We start from the raw sequence: 16,553 nt of genomic DNA on the forward strand, positions 1-16,553 counted from the left end.
GATGGAAAAAAAACTGCCTATTTGGCCCCAGTTCACTGAATGGAGATGTCAGAAAGGAAGCTTGTCTGCTTTTCGACGCGCTTCGGGTCACCATAAATTTCGACGGATCCCAGCCCATACACGGCTGCGTCGGCTGATTCGGAGGCGAAAATTTTGGCCTCGCCCAGCCCGGAAACCGCCACATCGGCATTCTCACAACGTAACCCCTGAGCATCTAGGTCACCTAGCCCCGACAGTTGGGCCTCCAGTTTCCGGCATCGGCCCGACAGCGTGATATCTGAAATGCCGGACGCATCAACCAGAAAATAGTCGGAATCGATACCGGTAACCCTTCCATCAGCGACACCAGAGACATCCAGTCGCCTCAATTCCGGGAGCGTCACCTCAACCGTCATCCCGGCATCGCGCCAGCGCCGCTTGCCGTTAATTTCGATAGAGGACTGGTCTACGGACAGAGTCCCGCCTTCAACCCCGACTTCGAGTTCCCGAAACGCGTTTTCCGGACCGGAAATCGTGACGGCAAAATCGCCACCCGTGGTGATTTCGAAATCGAAGATTCCGCCGATTTCGACGCCATCAAAATCCGCGACCTCAAATTGTTCGGTTATATCTTCTGACCGATCACGTTCGCTTACATCAAGTAATGGTCCAAAAGCATAATAGGCCGCCCCCGCCGCAATTGCAGCGGCCAATACCAAACCTATTAGTATTCCAAGAATGATCCTCATAACGCCCCTCTTGATCGCTGGCGCGTAATAATATCACTCTTTAGACGGCGTAAAAATACCGCCTAGCGCGGCGAGGAACCGTTCCACCTTATTGGCGATTTCTGACATGCGTAAAACCAGCGACTTTGATTCCTGCTTCGACGCACGCAACATCGTTGACAGGGGCCTCGCCCGAGGCCGCTGCCGCACCCAGAAATGTTTTTCCGTCTGAAGAGTAAACCGGTACGCCACCAGGAACCGTCACAACCCCGGGCGCAAACTGAAACCCGGGTGTGTTTTTCGCCCCCTCCTCCATGCCCGCGGTAGCAAAACCCCACATGGCTACAGCCTTGGCTTTCTCCATTGAAAATAATGTTGCACCCGCACTGTTTCCGTCCATTCGAAGCACGGCAATTGGCGCTCCGGCCTTGTCATAAACTGCAATGGCGTGACTTCTTCCATTTTCTATTGCAAAGGCGCGGCAGCCATCGATTATACTTTGCGCCTGCACTGCACTTAGTGCTTGCGCATTTGCAGCCCCCGCAAATAGACCGGTTATAGCAGTGATTGTTATCATCGTTTTCATATGATCCTCCCTTTTGGGGGGATTTTAAATCAATGAGATCGCTGATGATCGCACTTCATCTCTGAAAACATTCTGTTCACCGCATATAATTATCGCTTAGTGGATAGTTATATCCGAAAACATACTGCCATTTTTGCGTACATCTTCAGGAGATCCAAAAACTTCGATATCCCCCATCCCGGTCACACGCGCATCCACGGATTGCCTAGCATATACGCTCGCGCTTCCAACGCCAGATACTTTGACTGTGACCTCACCACATTGAAGATCTTCAGCATTCAGATCACCAACGCCCGATACTTTTGCCTCAAGAGCACTACACTGGCCAGATACTTTGAGGTCCCCAACACCTGAAAGGTCAAGGTTGAACTGATCTACGTCGACCCCGCTTATCTCACCCGCGACCACGCCAGAAACTTCGAGAGCCTTTAAATTCGGCAAGGTGATGACTGCATCAATGCCGTCACGATGAATACCCTGATCTTCTTTTTCCCGATCAAGATATAAAACGCCGTCGCGAACAGAAACTTTCGCCAGACTCATTTCCCGTTTGGGCCCGGTCAATGTAATCGAAAATGGAGAACCAACTTCCACCTCCAATTCGTAAACACCGGCAATATCAATCATATCGAACCCGGCTAAATCGTAAGATTTAGTGACCTCGTCTTGCGCCCACGCATGCGGCGTTCCGATCACAGCAAACACAGCCGATGCGACACCAATATTCCGATTTCTGTTCATATATCCCTCCATCCGTTGCGACGAACGTAGCGCGCGAATTTTAGCGCGTGAAGCTCGGCCCGTCGCAGCGGCCACCCATCCCGTCGATTGCCGTGGAAAATCAGTGCAACCTAATGATATTTGAGGGTCTATCGCGCTCGGCGGCTTGGGCTTCAGCCTTTTCAGCAGCGCGCCACACAGGAACCATCAATCGTGCGAACATGACCGCGATAAATATTGCCGGGATAAAAATTTGGACCAGTGTCTTTAGCGTAAAATCAGACGCCTGAGGAAGACCGCCAGCAGACACAACGAATGAAGCAATAGCAACCGCGCACGCTGCTGCCAAATAGGGCCACACATTCCGTCGCTTATTTTTCTCGAGCCACACGAAGAGCGGCGCACCGATGGCGACGCTGGCAAAGAAACCAATAAGAAAAGTTAGAAAACTTGCGAGCAATGTGTTCAGCAATGCCGCCAGCAAAGCACCAAAGGAGAGCCCGCCAAGGACCATTCCGGCGAGGTCTAACAACAATGTCAGCCCCCCGCCTATTGCTGCGCCGGTCAGAACCGAAAAGACTAACTTTTCAAACGCGATATTTACGCGGATTTGATCAATTGTTTGTTGCGCCTGATCTTCTGTCATGCGCAACAATCTTATTCAGCGGCGATCTTACGCGAACCGCTCATTACTGCGGAACATTCGGCCATCGTTTTCGATGCCCGAGCAATCGGATTGGTTAGGTAATAATCCTGAATTGGCGACACCAACGGCGCACTATCAACAGAACCCGCAGCACCCACCGCACTCAAATCAAATGCAGTCTCCTCTCCACCAATTTGATCGATCCGGCCCATAGATGGCGCATCGTCCAACATCGCCTGACGTAGTGCAAACATATCGTCATAAGACAACGTCTTGCCAAGGTGATCCGAGAACGCCCGAATGATCGCCCAATCCTCGCGCGCCTCTCCGGGAGGGAATGCCGCGCGGCTCGCGAGCTGCGCTCGGCCTTCGGTGTTTACATAAATAGCGTTTTGCTCGGTGTAGGCTGCGGCCGGGAAAATGATATCCGCATGACGCGCACCGGCATCACCATGGCTGCCCTGATAGATCACGAACGCATCGCGCATTTTCGACGTGTCGCATTCGTCTGCACCAAGATTATAAACAACTTCGATATCGCCAGTTTGGGCACCATCAAGGATCGCCGCGAAACCTTTACCGCCCTCTCCCGGCAGAAAGCCAAGGTCCAGGGCACCTACGCGGCCAGCGGCCGTATGCAGAACGTTGAAACCGTTCCAATCATCGCGAACCGCACCAACCTGTTTCGCAAGCGCCGCCACTTCAGCAAGGATAGCCGCACCATCATCGCGAGCAATCGCGCCCATTCCGACAATGATCGCGGGGTTCTTCGCGTCTTTCAACGCGGCCGCGAAGTCGCCTTCACCATTGGCAATGGCTTTAAGGCTATCAGGACCAGCGCCGATATAATCATATTCGAAGGAAAGGTCTTTTTGCTCACCAATCAATCCGATTTTGACGTCTAGCTTGTTTAGCCAAATCTTACGAAGGCGGGCATTGATCATCGGCGCTTCAGCGCGCGGATTGGTACCGATCAATAAAATCGCATCGGCGTTTTCAATACCCGCAATACCGCTATTAAAAATATACGACCGGCGATCACCGCCACCGATTTTTGCGCCATCCTGGCGGCAATCGATATGGCTTGTGCCAATCGACGCCATAAGATCTTTAAGCGCTTTTACCGCTTCTGCCGGTGCAAGATCGCCCACGATGGCGGCGACTTTATCGCTTGCAGTGTTCTTAAGTTTTTCGGCGGCCAGACTGAACGCTTCATCCCAACTCGCCGGAACCAACTTACCGTCTTTATGCACATATGGCCGGTCGAGGCGCTGGCGCTTTAGACCGTCCCAGATGAACCGCGACTTATCCGCGATCCACTCTTCGTTGATGTCCTCATGCAATACCGGCAGTATCCGCAATACTTCGCGGCCACGGGCATCGACACGAATATTGGAACCGACGGCATCCATCGCATCAATAGTTTCGGTTTTTCGTAGTTCCCACGGGCGCGCATTAAACGCGTAAGGCTTTGAAGTGAGCGCGCCGACAGGGCACACATCAATTAGATTGCCAGTGAGTTCGCTTTCAACGGCCTTTTCGAGATAGGTCGTGATTTCTGCATTTTCGCCACGGTTCACAAGGCCAAGGTCATCAACACCCGCAATCTCTGTCGCGAAGCGGACGCAGCGGGTGCACTGGATACAGCGCGTCATGATCGTTTTGATCAACGGGCCCATGTGCTTTTCTTCAACGGCGCGTTTATTCTCCTCGTATCGAGAACCATCGCGGCCATAGGCCATCGCCTGATCTTGAAGGTCGCACTCACCGCCTTGGTCGCAAATCGGGCAATCCAGCGGGTGATTGATGAGCAAAAACTCCATCACACCTTCACGGGCCTTTTTGACCATTGGGGTATTTGTAAACAGTTCCGGCGGTGCCCCCTCCGGTCCGGGACGCAAATCGCGAACATTCTGCGCGCAGGAAGCCACCGGCTTGGGCGGTCCGCCTTTCACCTCAATGAGGCACATACGACAATTCCCAGCAACCGACAGGCGCTCGTGATAGCAAAAGCGCGGAATTTCTTCCCCCGCAGCTTCGCAGGCCTGAAGCAATGTCAGGTTCGACGCGACTTCAATTTCACGATTATTGACCTTGATAAGGCGAGTGTCGGACATCTTGGAGCGTTCCCATTACGATTCGCGAAAGCAAACAGGCTTCGACATACCGCGGATTTCCTCAATGACAAGGGCCTAGAGTGGGCGCGGTTTGTCCCATCCCTCGCTCGCACGCTTTGCGCGAAAGGAAAATAGGCGTTTTCCGGCGAAAATCGCTCAAAAAATTCCAAAGAATTTTTGTGCCCAACCGATAGATCAGAGAATCACACAGGGCAAAAAAGACAATGAATTTGAGGTTTTAATGACGCTCAGCGTCACTCCTGAGCTTTAGACGCTGAATCACGCTGGCCATCCGTTGGGTCTCCTGATGCAGTTGATCAACCCGACTATCCATTGCGCCGATCGCATCAGAAATTTTTTGCAAGGTCAGTTCGATGTCTGAAAGACGCTCATCGGTGCTCTTTTCTGCATTCTTTGACACAACCACGTTTCATTACTCCTTTGACCTGGCTAACCGGTCCCGAGCGATTTGCCATCAATCCTACGTAAATAAGGCAACAAACGGGCCGAAATCACTTGGTCAATTAAATTAATGCGTTTCCAAAGTCATTGGATCGTCGAAAATTGCGTTTTTATCAACAGTTAAATCCAATTGTTGCGGTTTTGTCCATCGATTTTCAAGCCCCATCGGCACATCTTGCGCAAATGAAGCAAGAAATCGACTGGATTTTGAAAGCGCTTGAGGACGACCCGGAAAAAACGAAAACCGGGCTTGCACGCGCGCTTAATGTCGATAAGTCCGCAATTTCGCGACTACTTCGCGGAGAACGCCGGCTCAAATTCGATGAGGCGCAAAAAGCATCTGTTTATCTCGGGGTCAGCCCCACAGGGATTCCAACGGGCTTTGAAGAACCAGGGGCAGAATTCACAACAGAAAGCGCAACTCGGCCAACAGCCCCATTTTATCGCGTCGTTGATACAACCGGCGGGATTTGGAAACTCGACCAGTCCTCACCAATAGAATTACGCAAACGCCCGTTGGATTTTGAGACGGTCGAAGGCGTGTTCGGTTTTTACGTCCCTAATTCGGACATGTATCCGCGTTTTCGCATTGGCGAGTCCGTCTGGACCAGCCCGAACCGCCCAGCAGCGATTGGCGAGGACGCCTTGATTATGCCTTATGGCGAAAAACTTCCGCAGTTAGATGTATTTCTCTGCGTTTTGAAATCTATTGATGATCAAACCATCACTGCACACCAATATGGATCAGCGCGTGAAAGACAATTCAGTCGCGCGGATTGGCAAGCGCTTCATGTTCTGGGGCGGAATTAACCCACCCGCTCATGATATTTTTTAGATTATCAACCAAACTAGAGCACGATCAGGCACAAAAGAAATAAGCCTGCGGTACATTTAATGACAACAAACCACGACGCTTACCTCGCACGATCCTATTTCCCGGGCCTAGATGGCGTTCGAGCGATCGCGATTATCGCCGTTGTTTGGCACCATTGCGTAAGAGCGGATTTCCTTCCGATCATGTCACGCGGTTTCGCAGGCGTTGATTTATTTTTTGTCCTTAGTGGATTTCTAATTGCGACATTGCTCATTCGCGAAAAGGCCAAAAGCGGAGCAATTTCACTTCGTAATTTCTGGGCTCGCCGATTTCTCAGATTGATGCCGGCCTACTACCTTTTGTTGTTTTCGTTATTAGCGGCTTACATGCTGTTAAAACCGAACGATCCAAATGCCCAACGCTTCATCGAAGGGTTCCATATATACGCGTTATATTTATCCAACTGGTATAATCCCGGCACGAACAATATGGGGATCACCTGGTCGCTGTCGACGGAAGAACAGTTTTATCTCGTCTGGCCATTGATCGAATCTTTTGCGGCTCCTTTTTTTCGACTGGGATTTTGGATTTTTGCAATCTTCATCAATCAGCTAATTAATTTCGGCATTTTCGACACGACTATTCAAAATATTTTTGGTCCCGGCGCGCATGAAAAAGAAATTCTAGAATCAACATTCACACCAATTCTTTTTGGTGTTGCGCTCGCGCACATTCTCGATAACCCGAAATATTATGAATGGGTTAGGCGCACTGTCGGCTTTAAATATGCGCCAATCGCGACGCTTGGGTTTTTGATTGCTTTGATGAACATCCCTGCCAGCGATATATCGGGCCTATTTCGCTTAGCTATGCATCTGGGCATGACTGCGTGGATTGCGGCAATTGTTATTCAACCCCAGAGCGAATTGACAAGAACACTTGAATGGCGGCCGATCGCTCTCATTGGCGCAATTAGTTACGGCATGTATCTTTATCATATGTGGTGCATTCATATTGTACGGGTGCTGATTGATAAGGTTGGGCTATCGCAAAACTGGTTACAGTTTCCCCTATCACTCGCCCTCACAACACTCGTCGCCGCAGGCAGTTATTACCTATATGAAAAGCGCTTTTTGAACTGGCGTAAAAAGTTTCGGAAATAAAAAAACGCCCGGCTGCGATGCGCAAACCGGGCGTTTCTGTACGAATAAAATCCTGCGCTTAAAGAACGCGTTCTTTAAGGTCTTTTGCAGGACGGAAAGCAACTTTCTTGGAAGCTTTGATCTTGATAGATTCGCCAGTTGCTGGGTTGCGGCCCATACGCGCTGCGCGGTGACGCACAACGAGGATACCGAGACCAGAGATGCGAAGCTTCTTACCTTTTTTGAGGTAGCCGCCCATCCGATCGATGAAATCAGCAAGGATTTCTTCTGTTTGTTTTTTAGACAACTCATGCGTTTCAGAAAGCTCAGCCGCGAGGTGCTTAAGGGTAAGCACTTCTGGCAATGCTTTCTTCGTTGCTTTCTTCTTAGCAGGTGCTTTACGCGCTGGTGCCTTTTTCGCAGCAGTCTTCTTCGCAGCTTTTTTCTTTGCTGGAGCTTTGCGGGCCGTAGCTTTTTTCGCTGCCGTCTTACGGACAGGAGCTTTCTTTGCTGGGGCCTTTTTAGTGGTTTTCCGTTTAACGGCCATGTCGTTATTCCTTTAATCAGTAGTAGCTGAATGCAGACAGAATCACGCAATTGCCTGCAACACAAGCATTAATGCGCGTGATTCGGTATATTTAGAGAAACATAAAAGTGCGTTTACGCCTATAAAATCGCAGTTTTTTAAGTTTTGAGATGCCCGCGCTTCATAATCCATTCCGGATCGGGATGCTCGCCAACCATAAAAATGTAGTCTTGAACCTTCTCAAAACCATAACGTTGATAGAGCTTTTGCGCGCGAGGATTTTCGGAATAAACGCCAACATAAAGATGCTCAAAACGCGTTTCGAGCCATGCAATTACGATGTCCATAAAGGCGCGACTAAGGCCAGTGCCGTGCTGCGCAGCATCCAGATAAAGGCGATATAACTCCCCTGAATTTAAAGGCATATTGTCAACCGGCAGTCCACACGGCCCCGCCGCGCAATAACCGCAAAGACGACCATTATTGCCGTCAGCAACCCAGACCGCACACTCGTCATCGGACAACAATTCATCGTAATATTCGCGCGAATGCCCTTCGCTCAGATAGGCATCAAGGTCCTTCGGATCGTACAATCCGCCGAAGGTGTCCATAAAGGTTTTGGTACCGAGGTCTTTGAGCGCAGATAGGTCGGCAGGAACAGCACGACGAATTCTAACGCCGTCGCGTTCCCACTCGACTATTGCGTCGGCGCTCACTCCGCAGCGACGCCCGCCATCGAAACATGACCGCGGTCGCTACGATAAGTGTTGATACGCTCTTCGATTTCATGACGGAAATGGCGAATGAGACCCTGAACAGGCCACGCAGCCGCATCGCCGAGCGCGCAAATAGTATGACCTTCGATTTGGGTCGACACTTCAAGAAGCTTGTCGATTTCTTCGGTTGTGGATTTACCGACCGCCATACGCTCAAGAACGCGCCACATCCATCCCGTGCCTTCGCGGCAAGGGGTACACTGGCCACAGCTCTCATGCTTATAGAAATAGCTGATACGCGCGATTGCGCGCACAATATCGGTCGAATTGTCCATGACGATTACGCCAGCGGTACCAAGACCGGAACGCACATCACGAAGCGCATCAAAGTCCATTAAAACGTCGTCGCAGATATCGCGCGGCAAAAGCGGCACTGAGGAACCGCCCGGGATTACTGCTTTCAAATTATCCCAACCACCGCGAACACCGCCGCAATGTGTATTGAGCAATGTCTTGAGCGGTATCGACATGGCTTCTTCGACATTGCACGGCTTGTTGACGTGGCCGGAAATGCAAAAGACTTTTGTCCCGTGATTGTTTTCGCGCCCGAATGAGCGGAACCAGTCTGCACCGCGTCGCAAAATCGTCGGAACGACCGCAATTGATTCGACATTGTTCACGGTCGTTGGGCAACCATACAGCCCTGCCCCAGCTGGGAATGGCGGCTTGAGGCGCGGCTGGCCTTTCTTGCCTTCGAGGCTTTCAAGAAGCGCTGTTTCTTCACCGCAAATATAGGCACCCGCGCCATGGTGGACATAAATATCAAAGTCCCAACCTGATCCGGCGGCGTTCTTGCCTACGAGGCCGGCCGCATAGGCTTCATCGATTGCCGCCTGAAGATTGTTACGCTCATCGACATATTCGCCGCGAACATAAATGTAGCAAGCATGCGCCTGCATAGCGAACGACGCGATCAAGCAACCTTCGATGAAAAGATGCGGATCATGACGCATCATCTCACGGTCTTTACACGTACCCGGCTCTGACTCGTCGGCGTTTACGACAAGATAATGCGGACGGTCTTTAACCTCTTTCGGCATGAACGACCATTTAAGACCAGTCGGGAAACCCGCTCCGCCCCGACCACGCAGACCGGAATCTTTTACCTGCTGGATCAGCCATTCCGGCCCCATCGCCATCAGGTCGGCTGTACCATTCCAGGCACCGCGCTTTTTCGCTTCTTCAAGCCGCCAGTCATGGCGGCCATAAAGGTTAGTGAATATCCGGTCTTTATCTTCGAGCATTGTTCAAACCTTGTCGCTCAGTCCGATTTTACATCGCTATTCGGCTTCGCCTTTAGGGCTTTACCGTGTTCGTTAAACCACCTTACGAACATCGGACCGAATATTAGTGTCGACCCGACGATCCCGCCGATCAAATGGACGAAATTGTTCGTATAAAAATAACCCCCGACCACCGCCAACAAAACGACACCTTCCAGCATGGCAATGTTAATCAATGCCTTCACTGCTTCTTGCCGTTTTTGCTCTTCGATCGAGGTCATCGTTTTTTACTCAGCCGGTGCCGGCGGAGCGGCATTCGGAATTTCCTTTAGCGGCTCTGCGCGCGATCCGTCATAGAGTGATGGATCGGTCAAAGACGTATTGTCCCCTTCCGGATCTGATGTGTGACGACCGGGGTTTTGTGTTCCGATTTTCACTTCTTCACCGCGGCGCAATTTGCCGAGCATTTCTTCGAGAATTTCCGGCGTCAGATCTTCGTAATAATGATCACCATCATTCGTCGATATCTGGATCATCGGCGCATTTGCACATGCGCCCAGACATTCGACTTCGAGCCAGGACAACTTACCGTCTTCGGAAACTTGATTCTCTGGCCCGATCACTTTCTTGCAGGTCTCACGAAGCTCCTGCGCACCGCGCAACATGCACGGCGTGGTGCCGCAAAGCTGGACGAAATATTCCCCAACCGGCGCGAGATTGAACATCGTATAGAAGCTCGCAACCTCGTAGACACGGATATAGGGCATGTCGAGTTGACGGGCGATTGCTTCCATCATCGGGATGGAAATCCACCCTTCTTGCTTTTGGCCACGCCACAAAAACGGGATCACGCAAGAGGCCGCCCGGCCTTCGGGATATTTCTTGATCTGTTCTGCGCACCATTCCGAATTTTCGGGCGTCCATTCAAAGGACGCGGGCTGGTCTTTCGCGGGGCGTCGGCTCGCCATGGTCTCTCCTCGTCGCTGATGTCGTCCAGGCTTTCAGGCGTTTCCCAGACTAGCGTGAATCTTGGATCGCAGACATACCGGATTGGGCGCGAAACGGAAGGGGTGAGATGCCGCAATTAACGCGCTTTTGGCTCTATTCGAGCTCAATTTCGTTAATTGCCGCCGCATCTTCGAAGCAACCAAGGCAAATTACCCCAATATTATCGGGCCCCAGAGCCTCAAACGCCTCCTGTGAGAGGTTGTTGCAGTCGGTACAAACGGCATCCCAGACGCCGTCTTCGCCCCGGCTCCACCAGAATCCTTTAGGTTCGCCATCGCGTAATGATTCGATGATGTGAACGCAGACAAAGGTCTGCGGCTGTTTGCCGTGGGTACCACAGGTGACTGATGGGACTTTCATGGCGCGGCTTTTAACGCCGCTCCGCTAGCGGCGCAATAGGCGCACACCCTAAGCTAGCGTCAAGCACTTATGATTCCTACCGGTCGATCTCGCCAAACACGATATCAAGCGATCCGAGGACGGCAGAGACGTCGGACAACATGTGACCGCGATTGATCCAATCCATCGCCTGAAGGTGTGGATAGCCAGGCGCACGGATTTTGCAACGGTAGGGTTTGTTCGACCCATCGGAAACGAGATAAACACCAAACTCACCTTTTGGTGCTTCTACCGCTGCGTAGACTTCGCCCGCAGGGACATGGAAACCCTCAGTGTAAAGTTTAAAGTGGTGGATCAATGCCTCCATCGAACCTTTCATTTTGGCTCGACGTGGCGGGGTAACCTTGCCGTCTGTTGACATCACAGGTCCAGGCGTTTCGCGTAGTTTTGCGACGGCCTGCTTCATGATGTGTACAGACTGGATCATCTCTTCGACGCGGCACAGATAACGATCATAGCAATCGCCATTTTTGCCGAGCGGAATTTGGAACTCATATTCATCATAGGATTCATATGGTTGCGCACGGCGCAAATCCCATTGAATTCCCGAACCGCGAACGAGCACGCCGGAAAAACCCCACGCCAAGGCTTCATCCTTGGTAACAACGCCAATATCCACGTTGCGCTGTTTGAAGATGCGGTTGTCAGTAAGCAGCGTTTCGATATCTGCGAGCTTTTGCGGGAATTGATCACACCAGCCGTCAATATCGTTGATAAGGTCTTCTGGCAGATCTTGGTGAACGCCCCCTACCCGGAAATACGCGGCATGCATACGAGAACCGGAGGCGCGTTCATAGAACACCATCAGTTTTTCACGCTCTTCAAAACCCCAGAGCGGCGGCGTTAGCGCACCAACATCCATCGCCTGAGTGGTGATATTGAGAAGGTGTGAAAGAATGCGGCCAATTTCCGAAAACAAGACGCGAATATGCTGCGCGCGTTTTGGCACTTCGAGCCCCAAGAGCTTCTCTGCCGCAAGGCAGAACGCGTGCTCTTGATTCATCGGTGCAACATAATCAAGCCGGTCAAAATATGGGATCGCCTGAAGATAGGTCTTATGCTCGATCAGCTTTTCTGTGCCGCGATGCAATAGCCCGATATGCGGATCAACGCGCTCAACGATCTCGCCATCAAGTTCGAGCACCAAGCGCAAAACACCGTGGGCGGCCGGGTGCTGCGGGCCAAAATTGATCGTGAAATTACGCTCGGAAGAAGCGTCAGATGTCGAATCTTCGGGATTGATATGTCCGTCAGCCACGCTTATGCGCCTTTCTCTTCTTCAGCCTTTTCGTCACCGGGCAGCACGTATTTCGCGCCTTCCCAAGGTGAGAGGTAATCAAAATTCCGATATTCCTGAACGAGCTTTACGGGTTCATAAATGACGCGCTTTTGCTCGTCATCGTAACGAACCTCAACATGGCCAGTTAACGGGAAGTCCTTGCGCAATGGATATCCCTCGAAACCATAATCGGTCAGGATACGGCGCAAATCCGGGTGGCCAGAGAACACAATGCCGTACATATCAAAGGCTTCGCGTTCGAACCAATCCGCACAGGGGTAGACATCTGTAATCGTTTGAATTGTTTCATCCTCAGCAACCTGCGCCTTAACGCGAATGCGAGTGTTATTGTGCATCGACAAGAGGTGATACACCACGTCAAAACGCTTCGCCCGGCCCGGATAATCAACGCCCGTAAGGTCAATCATCACGAGGAATTTTGCCAGCGGATCATCGCGCAGGAATTGCATTACCTGCACGATGCGATCGGCGCGCACATCAATGGACAATTCGCCATATTCAACCCGCCAGCCACGGATATCCGCGTCGATAGCAGCGGCAATATGGGAGCCTAGTTCCTGAAGTTCTTCGCTCATAAAAACCTAGCGGACAATCGAGCCTTCACGGCGGATTTTCTTTTGAAGTTGCAAGATGCCATAGACCAACGCTTCAGCAGTTGGCGGGCAGCCCGGGACGTAAATATCAACTGGCACAACACGGTCACAGCCGCGAACCACGGCATAAGAATAGTGATAATAACCGCCCCCATTCGCACATGATCCCATCGAAATCACATAGCGTGGGTTTGGCATCTGATCGTAAACCTTGCGAAGCGCCGGTGCCATTTTGTTGGTCAAAGTTCCCGCGACGATCATCACATCAGACTGACGTGGGGAAGCGCGCGGCGCAAAACCAAAGCGCTCAACATCATAGCGGGGCATGGACGCCTGCATCATTTCAACCGCGCAACAAGCAAGGCCGAAGGTCATCCACATCAGCGAACCGGTACGCGCCCAGTTAATCAGGCCATCCGCCGGAGCTGTAAAGAAGCCGCGATCAGCCAGTTGGTCAGACAATTCACCAAAGAACGGATCTTTCGCAGACGGGTTGTAACCCGGCGAACCAGCGCGCGCGCCCGTCCCGTATGGAAGGGCAGAAGCATTTGGGAGTTTCGAAGCGTCTAGCGCCATTCGAGAGCACCTTTTTTCCACTCGTAAAGAAAACCAACGGCGAATACCGCGATGAATACGAACATCGACCAGAAGGCGAAAATCTGAAATCCGCGATCCGTGCCTAGCTCGGGGTTGAACATTGCAACCGCCCAAGGGAACAGAAACGCCACATCGAGGTCGACGATAATAAAGAGAATAGCAACGATATAGAACTGAACGTCGAATTTCATGCGTGCATCATCAAACGCATTAAAGCCGCATTCATAAATAGAGACCTTTTCCGGGTCTGGGTCATTTGGCGCGATGATGGACGGCGCGAGAACGAATCCCACTGCCAGTGCCACCGCAATTCCCAAAAATACGATGATCGGCAGATAATCGAGCAGAAAATCGGCTGTCGCCACGGTCGGTCTCCTCAATAGGCATTAGGCCCCAAATCAATGCGGGGCCGCAATTCTGGCCGGAACCTAGAAAGGTGCGCCCGCAAACGCAACGCGAATCCGACCCGATGAGGCCGAAAACCGCAGGGATTTCGCTTAAATAGCCGCCTATTGGGGGTCTTGTGCGTCAATTTCGTCGCTATTGGGGAATTCTCCCTCCTGCCCATCGCGCAAAAACTGGTCCCAATCTTCCAGTTCCCAGAATCGCTCATCAAGCAGGCCATCACGAATATTGTCGGGCAGGCTATCCGGTGTAAGCCCTTTCTGGGCATCACGATCAGCGGCAAATGCGGCAAGATCGGCAATTTCATCGGCTGTAAGGTAGATTGTATAGCCCAATTCGATCGACTGAAGCTCGATCATGGCTGGTGCGCCGAGCCACATGCGCGCCGCGAAATCTAGCGGATCAACTGGAGGGGCTCCAATCTCCGCGTCAAGCGCCGGTGCCGCCTTCCCGCCCACGCCATTTGTCGAATGACAAAGAACGCATCCTTTAGAGACGAATAGGTTGCGACCGTTTATCGGGTCCACATCACGCGTCACCACGGGCTTCAGACTGACCGAGGCCTGACTTTCGGCGGTCGTACCCTGTCCGCTGTCACTGCCACAAGCGCCCAGAAGTGCCGCGCAAATTCCAATGATAAATCGTTTCGCCATGATGCCTGTCCCCTTCGACATTTATGTGCAGTTTCGCGCCGTTTCTTGATCTCTGCAACGGGATAAAACATGAAACCCGCGTAAATGAAGGCTCACCCCTAGCTTTCTAATTGTTTATGCGTCGTACTTTCTACGAAGTCTGCGATTATTTCGGCAACGAGCTCTGGTTGCGTATGGTGCAAAAGCTGCCCTGCTCCCGCAATCGGCGTAACCTGCGTATGTTTGTATTTCTGGGCGAAGCTCTGTGCCCAAATCAGCGGACATACCGTGTCTTCCTCGCCGATGACATAATGCAAGGGCACTCGCATGCGGTCGACGAATTCCGACCAGTCCCCAAAAATACGTAATCCGTCGCCAACAAATCCATCAAAACCATTATGCGCAATCATATCCAGCCCTTCGATCAACAACTGACGAATTTCTGTCGTCGCAATGGCTTTTGTATCCGATAATGAATGCCCATAGGCGCGCTCTATAATTCTGCGGCGACCTTTTTCACTTCGATAAAATACGGTCGACGATCCGAGAAAAAACCGCAGCGCGGTTGGCGACATATGCGCGGTGCGAGACATAATCCGCACCTGTGTCGGATAATCCGCCAACATCGACAGATCACTGATCGGCACGCCCCCCGCCAGCGCACAAACCCCATTTATCCGGTCCGGAAAATTCGCCGCAGCGACGCAACCGTAAAGAACGCCTGTTGTATGAGTAACAACCGTCACCTTTTTTAGATCAAGCGCATCAAGAAGAGCCGGGACCATAGACGACCAGTGTTCGACGCTTTTACGCCAATCGCGATACGGATCCGAACGACCATATCCCGGACGATCAATGCAAATCGCCTTTAGATTATGATTGGCCAATTCATCGGTGAATCGTTTTGTAAAACCGTGCCCGACGGCCATTCCGTGCAGAAATAAAATCGCCGTTCCGTCCGCCGCGCCTTTTTGGGTCCACCCCAATCGCGATCCGTCTGGCAAGGTGACCATCCCCTGACCTGCCCCGACGTTTGGCGCACTGGTTTTTGGTGAGCGACCGACAAACACGAGATGAAACTGCAATGCTATTCTGACCGCGTCTTCGCGACTGGAGGCAAGCATTTTCCGGTAGATAGAACGCGCCTGCGTTTTTAATGTTTCTACTGAACGATTAGTTTCATCAGCAACATCGGAAAAACGATCACCTATCGTCATGCGCCGGAGCAATGCTAGCTCGGCATCAGTAAGCTTAAACTCTGCGGCGATCAAGCGCCCAATATCATCGGACCAGAGAGTTCGCGTCATCCGTACGAGATATCGCGATGGCGCTTCCCCATGGGGTGAGAACAAACGACGTATCGCAACGCCGGTCGTTGAGCCTTCGCACAAAGTAAGTTGAATAAAACCCGTTCGGGGTTCGGCGATATCATGAAGCGACATGACAACTGACCGCAATCGCTCACGATCATCCAGTTCCGAACATATATCCCACAAGGTGGATGACGTCTGTGCGATTCCGTTTCGCCAACCGATATTACATGCAATGATATCGCCAGATGCTTCGATTAAAGCAGCCGGCCCTATTTCAGAATCGACCAAAAGCTGCGCATCTGGCTCGTCCAAAAATACTGTGTGCAGCCGGTCAAGTATTGTCAGAGCTTTTTCGAAATGTTCGTGCAGATCAACGCCATCGTCCGCAATCGGATCAACCTGAGCAATATAAGCGTCCCATTGCTCGGCAAAAGCTTCATAGTGATCCGGCGTCAAAGCAACTTCATAGATCGCATTAATCGTATCGAGCAGTTGCTGCGGCGACGGCGTATCCGTTTGATTACTCCCCACTTCCCCCTCGCAAATTTCGGCTGTGCAATATTCGCCCCAATGCGAGAGGTACTATC

The 16,553-nt window shown here is 51.7% G+C and carries 19 protein-coding genes and 1 pseudogene; 2 read left to right on the plus strand and 18 right to left on the minus strand.

The annotated features are described in order from the left end of the window. Positions 1-32: 32 nt before the first annotated feature. From ABFZ83_RS08100 to ABFZ83_RS08125, 6 genes are all read right to left on the minus strand, one after another. Complete coding sequence (locus ABFZ83_RS08100; RefSeq protein WP_411816043.1) at positions 33-728, minus strand: head GIN domain-containing protein; 696 nt, start codon at positions 726-728, stop codon at positions 33-35. Positions 729-816: 88 nt separating this feature from the next. After that, positions 817-1,293, minus strand: coding sequence for a heme-binding protein (locus tag ABFZ83_RS08105; RefSeq protein WP_411816044.1), 477 nt, complete (start codon positions 1,291-1,293; stop codon positions 817-819). A 96-nt stretch (positions 1,294-1,389) separates the two neighbouring features. Continuing rightward, a complete protein-coding gene (locus ABFZ83_RS08110; RefSeq protein WP_411816045.1) occupies positions 1,390-2,034 on the minus strand; it encodes a head GIN domain-containing protein in 645 nt (214 codons plus the stop codon). A 100-nt stretch (positions 2,035-2,134) separates the two neighbouring features. Then, on the minus strand, positions 2,135-2,659 hold the full coding sequence (locus ABFZ83_RS08115; protein WP_411816046.1) for a hypothetical protein: 525 nt from the start codon (positions 2,657-2,659) through the stop codon (positions 2,135-2,137). An 11-nt stretch (positions 2,660-2,670) separates the two neighbouring features. Beyond that, complete coding sequence (gene nuoG / locus ABFZ83_RS08120) at positions 2,671-4,776, minus strand: NADH-quinone oxidoreductase subunit NuoG (RefSeq protein ID WP_411816047.1); 2,106 nt, start codon at positions 4,774-4,776, stop codon at positions 2,671-2,673. A 238-nt stretch (positions 4,777-5,014) separates the two neighbouring features. Then, the gene (locus tag ABFZ83_RS08125; protein WP_411816048.1) at positions 5,015-5,197 is read right to left on the minus strand and encodes a hypothetical protein; all 183 of its coding nucleotides are present in this window, start codon (positions 5,195-5,197) and stop codon (positions 5,015-5,017) included. 143 nt (positions 5,198-5,340) lie between these two features. Between ABFZ83_RS08125 and ABFZ83_RS08130 the strand changes: the two genes are divergently transcribed. Next, complete coding sequence (locus ABFZ83_RS08130) at positions 5,341-6,048, plus strand: helix-turn-helix domain-containing protein (protein ID WP_411816049.1); 708 nt, start codon at positions 5,341-5,343, stop codon at positions 6,046-6,048. 84 nt (positions 6,049-6,132) lie between these two features. After that, entirely contained in the window at positions 6,133-7,215 is a 1,083-nt protein-coding gene (locus ABFZ83_RS08135) for an acyltransferase family protein (protein ID WP_411816050.1), read from the plus strand. 58 nt (positions 7,216-7,273) lie between these two features. Here the strand turns inward: ABFZ83_RS08135 and ABFZ83_RS08140 are convergent. From ABFZ83_RS08140 to ABFZ83_RS08195, 12 genes and pseudogenes are all read right to left on the minus strand, one after another. Continuing rightward, a pseudogene (locus ABFZ83_RS08140) lies at positions 7,274-7,585 on the minus strand (HU family DNA-binding protein); the annotation flags it as partial. Between the two features lie 293 nt (positions 7,586-7,878). Further along, complete coding sequence (locus ABFZ83_RS08145) at positions 7,879-8,436, minus strand: N-acetyltransferase family protein (RefSeq protein WP_411816051.1); 558 nt, start codon at positions 8,434-8,436, stop codon at positions 7,879-7,881. After that, positions 8,433-9,740 carry an NADH-quinone oxidoreductase subunit NuoF gene (nuoF, locus tag ABFZ83_RS08150; protein ID WP_411816052.1) on the minus strand — a complete coding sequence of 436 codons (1,308 nt, stop codon included), beginning with the start codon at positions 9,738-9,740 and terminating at the stop codon, positions 8,433-8,435. Before nuoF ends, ABFZ83_RS08145 begins: the two co-directional genes overlap by 4 nt. A 17-nt stretch (positions 9,741-9,757) precedes the next feature. Further along, entirely contained in the window at positions 9,758-10,000 is a 243-nt protein-coding gene (locus tag ABFZ83_RS08155; RefSeq protein ID WP_411816053.1) for a hypothetical protein, read from the minus strand. 6 nt (positions 10,001-10,006) lie between these two features. Further along, on the minus strand, positions 10,007-10,687 hold the full coding sequence (gene nuoE, locus ABFZ83_RS08160; protein ID WP_411816054.1) for an NADH-quinone oxidoreductase subunit NuoE: 681 nt from the start codon (positions 10,685-10,687) through the stop codon (positions 10,007-10,009). Between the two features lie 133 nt (positions 10,688-10,820). Then, positions 10,821-11,087: a hypothetical protein gene (locus tag ABFZ83_RS08165; protein ID WP_411816055.1), complete on the minus strand. Its 267-nt coding sequence runs from the start codon at positions 11,085-11,087 to the stop codon at positions 10,821-10,823. 76 nt (positions 11,088-11,163) lie between these two features. Beyond that, positions 11,164-12,369 (minus strand): NADH-quinone oxidoreductase subunit D, encoded by a 1,206-nt coding sequence (locus tag ABFZ83_RS08170; protein WP_411818816.1) that lies wholly within the window; start codon positions 12,367-12,369, stop codon positions 11,164-11,166. 17 nt (positions 12,370-12,386) lie between these two features. Next, the gene (locus tag ABFZ83_RS08175; protein WP_411816056.1) at positions 12,387-13,001 is read right to left on the minus strand and encodes an NADH-quinone oxidoreductase subunit C; all 615 of its coding nucleotides are present in this window, start codon (positions 12,999-13,001) and stop codon (positions 12,387-12,389) included. 6 nt (positions 13,002-13,007) lie between these two features. Continuing rightward, positions 13,008-13,595 (minus strand): NuoB/complex I 20 kDa subunit family protein, encoded by a 588-nt coding sequence (locus ABFZ83_RS08180; RefSeq protein WP_411816057.1) that lies wholly within the window; start codon positions 13,593-13,595, stop codon positions 13,008-13,010. Continuing rightward, entirely contained in the window at positions 13,586-13,981 is a 396-nt protein-coding gene (ndhC, locus tag ABFZ83_RS08185; protein WP_411816058.1) for an NADH-quinone oxidoreductase subunit A, read from the minus strand. Before ndhC ends, ABFZ83_RS08180 begins: the two co-directional genes overlap by 10 nt. A 144-nt stretch (positions 13,982-14,125) precedes the next feature. Then, positions 14,126-14,674, minus strand: coding sequence for a hypothetical protein (locus ABFZ83_RS08190; RefSeq protein WP_411816059.1), 549 nt, complete (start codon positions 14,672-14,674; stop codon positions 14,126-14,128). A 98-nt stretch (positions 14,675-14,772) separates the two neighbouring features. Continuing rightward, positions 14,773-16,497, minus strand: coding sequence for an alpha/beta fold hydrolase (locus ABFZ83_RS08195; protein WP_411816060.1), 1,725 nt, complete (start codon positions 16,495-16,497; stop codon positions 14,773-14,775). Positions 16,498-16,553 lie beyond the last annotated feature (56 nt).

It is taken from the genome of Hyphococcus formosus, assembly GCF_046736345.1.
GTDB classification, from domain to species: Bacteria; Pseudomonadota; Alphaproteobacteria; order Caulobacterales; family Parvularculaceae; genus Hyphococcus; species Hyphococcus formosus.

What these genes read in the sequence shown, in the direction of transcription:
- nuoF (WP_411816052.1), bottom strand. Translation starts at nt 9,740, where the DNA reads ATGCTCGAAGATAAAGACCGGATATTCACTAACCTTTATGGCCGCCAT.
- ABFZ83_RS08180 (WP_411816057.1), bottom strand. Translation starts at nt 13,595, where the DNA reads ATGGCGCTAGACGCTTCGAAACTCCCAAATGCTTCTGCCCTTCCATAC.
- nuoG (WP_411816047.1), bottom strand. Translation starts at nt 4,776, where the DNA reads ATGTCCGACACTCGCCTTATCAAGGTCAATAATCGTGAAATTGAAGTC.
- ABFZ83_RS08115 (WP_411816046.1), bottom strand. Translation starts at nt 2,659, where the DNA reads ATGACAGAAGATCAGGCGCAACAAACAATTGATCAAATCCGCGTAAAT.
- ABFZ83_RS08155 (WP_411816053.1), bottom strand. Translation starts at nt 10,000, where the DNA reads ATGACCTCGATCGAAGAGCAAAAACGGCAAGAAGCAGTGAAGGCATTG.
- ABFZ83_RS08110 (WP_411816045.1), bottom strand. Translation starts at nt 2,034, where the DNA reads ATGAACAGAAATCGGAATATTGGTGTCGCATCGGCTGTGTTTGCTGTG.
- ABFZ83_RS08165 (WP_411816055.1), bottom strand. Translation starts at nt 11,087, where the DNA reads ATGAAAGTCCCATCAGTCACCTGTGGTACCCACGGCAAACAGCCGCAG.
- nuoE (WP_411816054.1), bottom strand. Translation starts at nt 10,687, where the DNA reads ATGGCGAGCCGACGCCCCGCGAAAGACCAGCCCGCGTCCTTTGAATGG.
- ABFZ83_RS08190 (WP_411816059.1), bottom strand. Translation starts at nt 14,674, where the DNA reads ATGGCGAAACGATTTATCATTGGAATTTGCGCGGCACTTCTGGGCGCT.
- ABFZ83_RS08135 (WP_411816050.1), top strand. Translation starts at nt 6,133, where the DNA reads ATGACAACAAACCACGACGCTTACCTCGCACGATCCTATTTCCCGGGC.
- ABFZ83_RS08100 (WP_411816043.1), bottom strand. Translation starts at nt 728, where the DNA reads ATGAGGATCATTCTTGGAATACTAATAGGTTTGGTATTGGCCGCTGCA.
- ABFZ83_RS08105 (WP_411816044.1), bottom strand. Translation starts at nt 1,293, where the DNA reads ATGAAAACGATGATAACAATCACTGCTATAACCGGTCTATTTGCGGGG.
- ABFZ83_RS08175 (WP_411816056.1), bottom strand. Translation starts at nt 13,001, where the DNA reads ATGAGCGAAGAACTTCAGGAACTAGGCTCCCATATTGCCGCTGCTATC.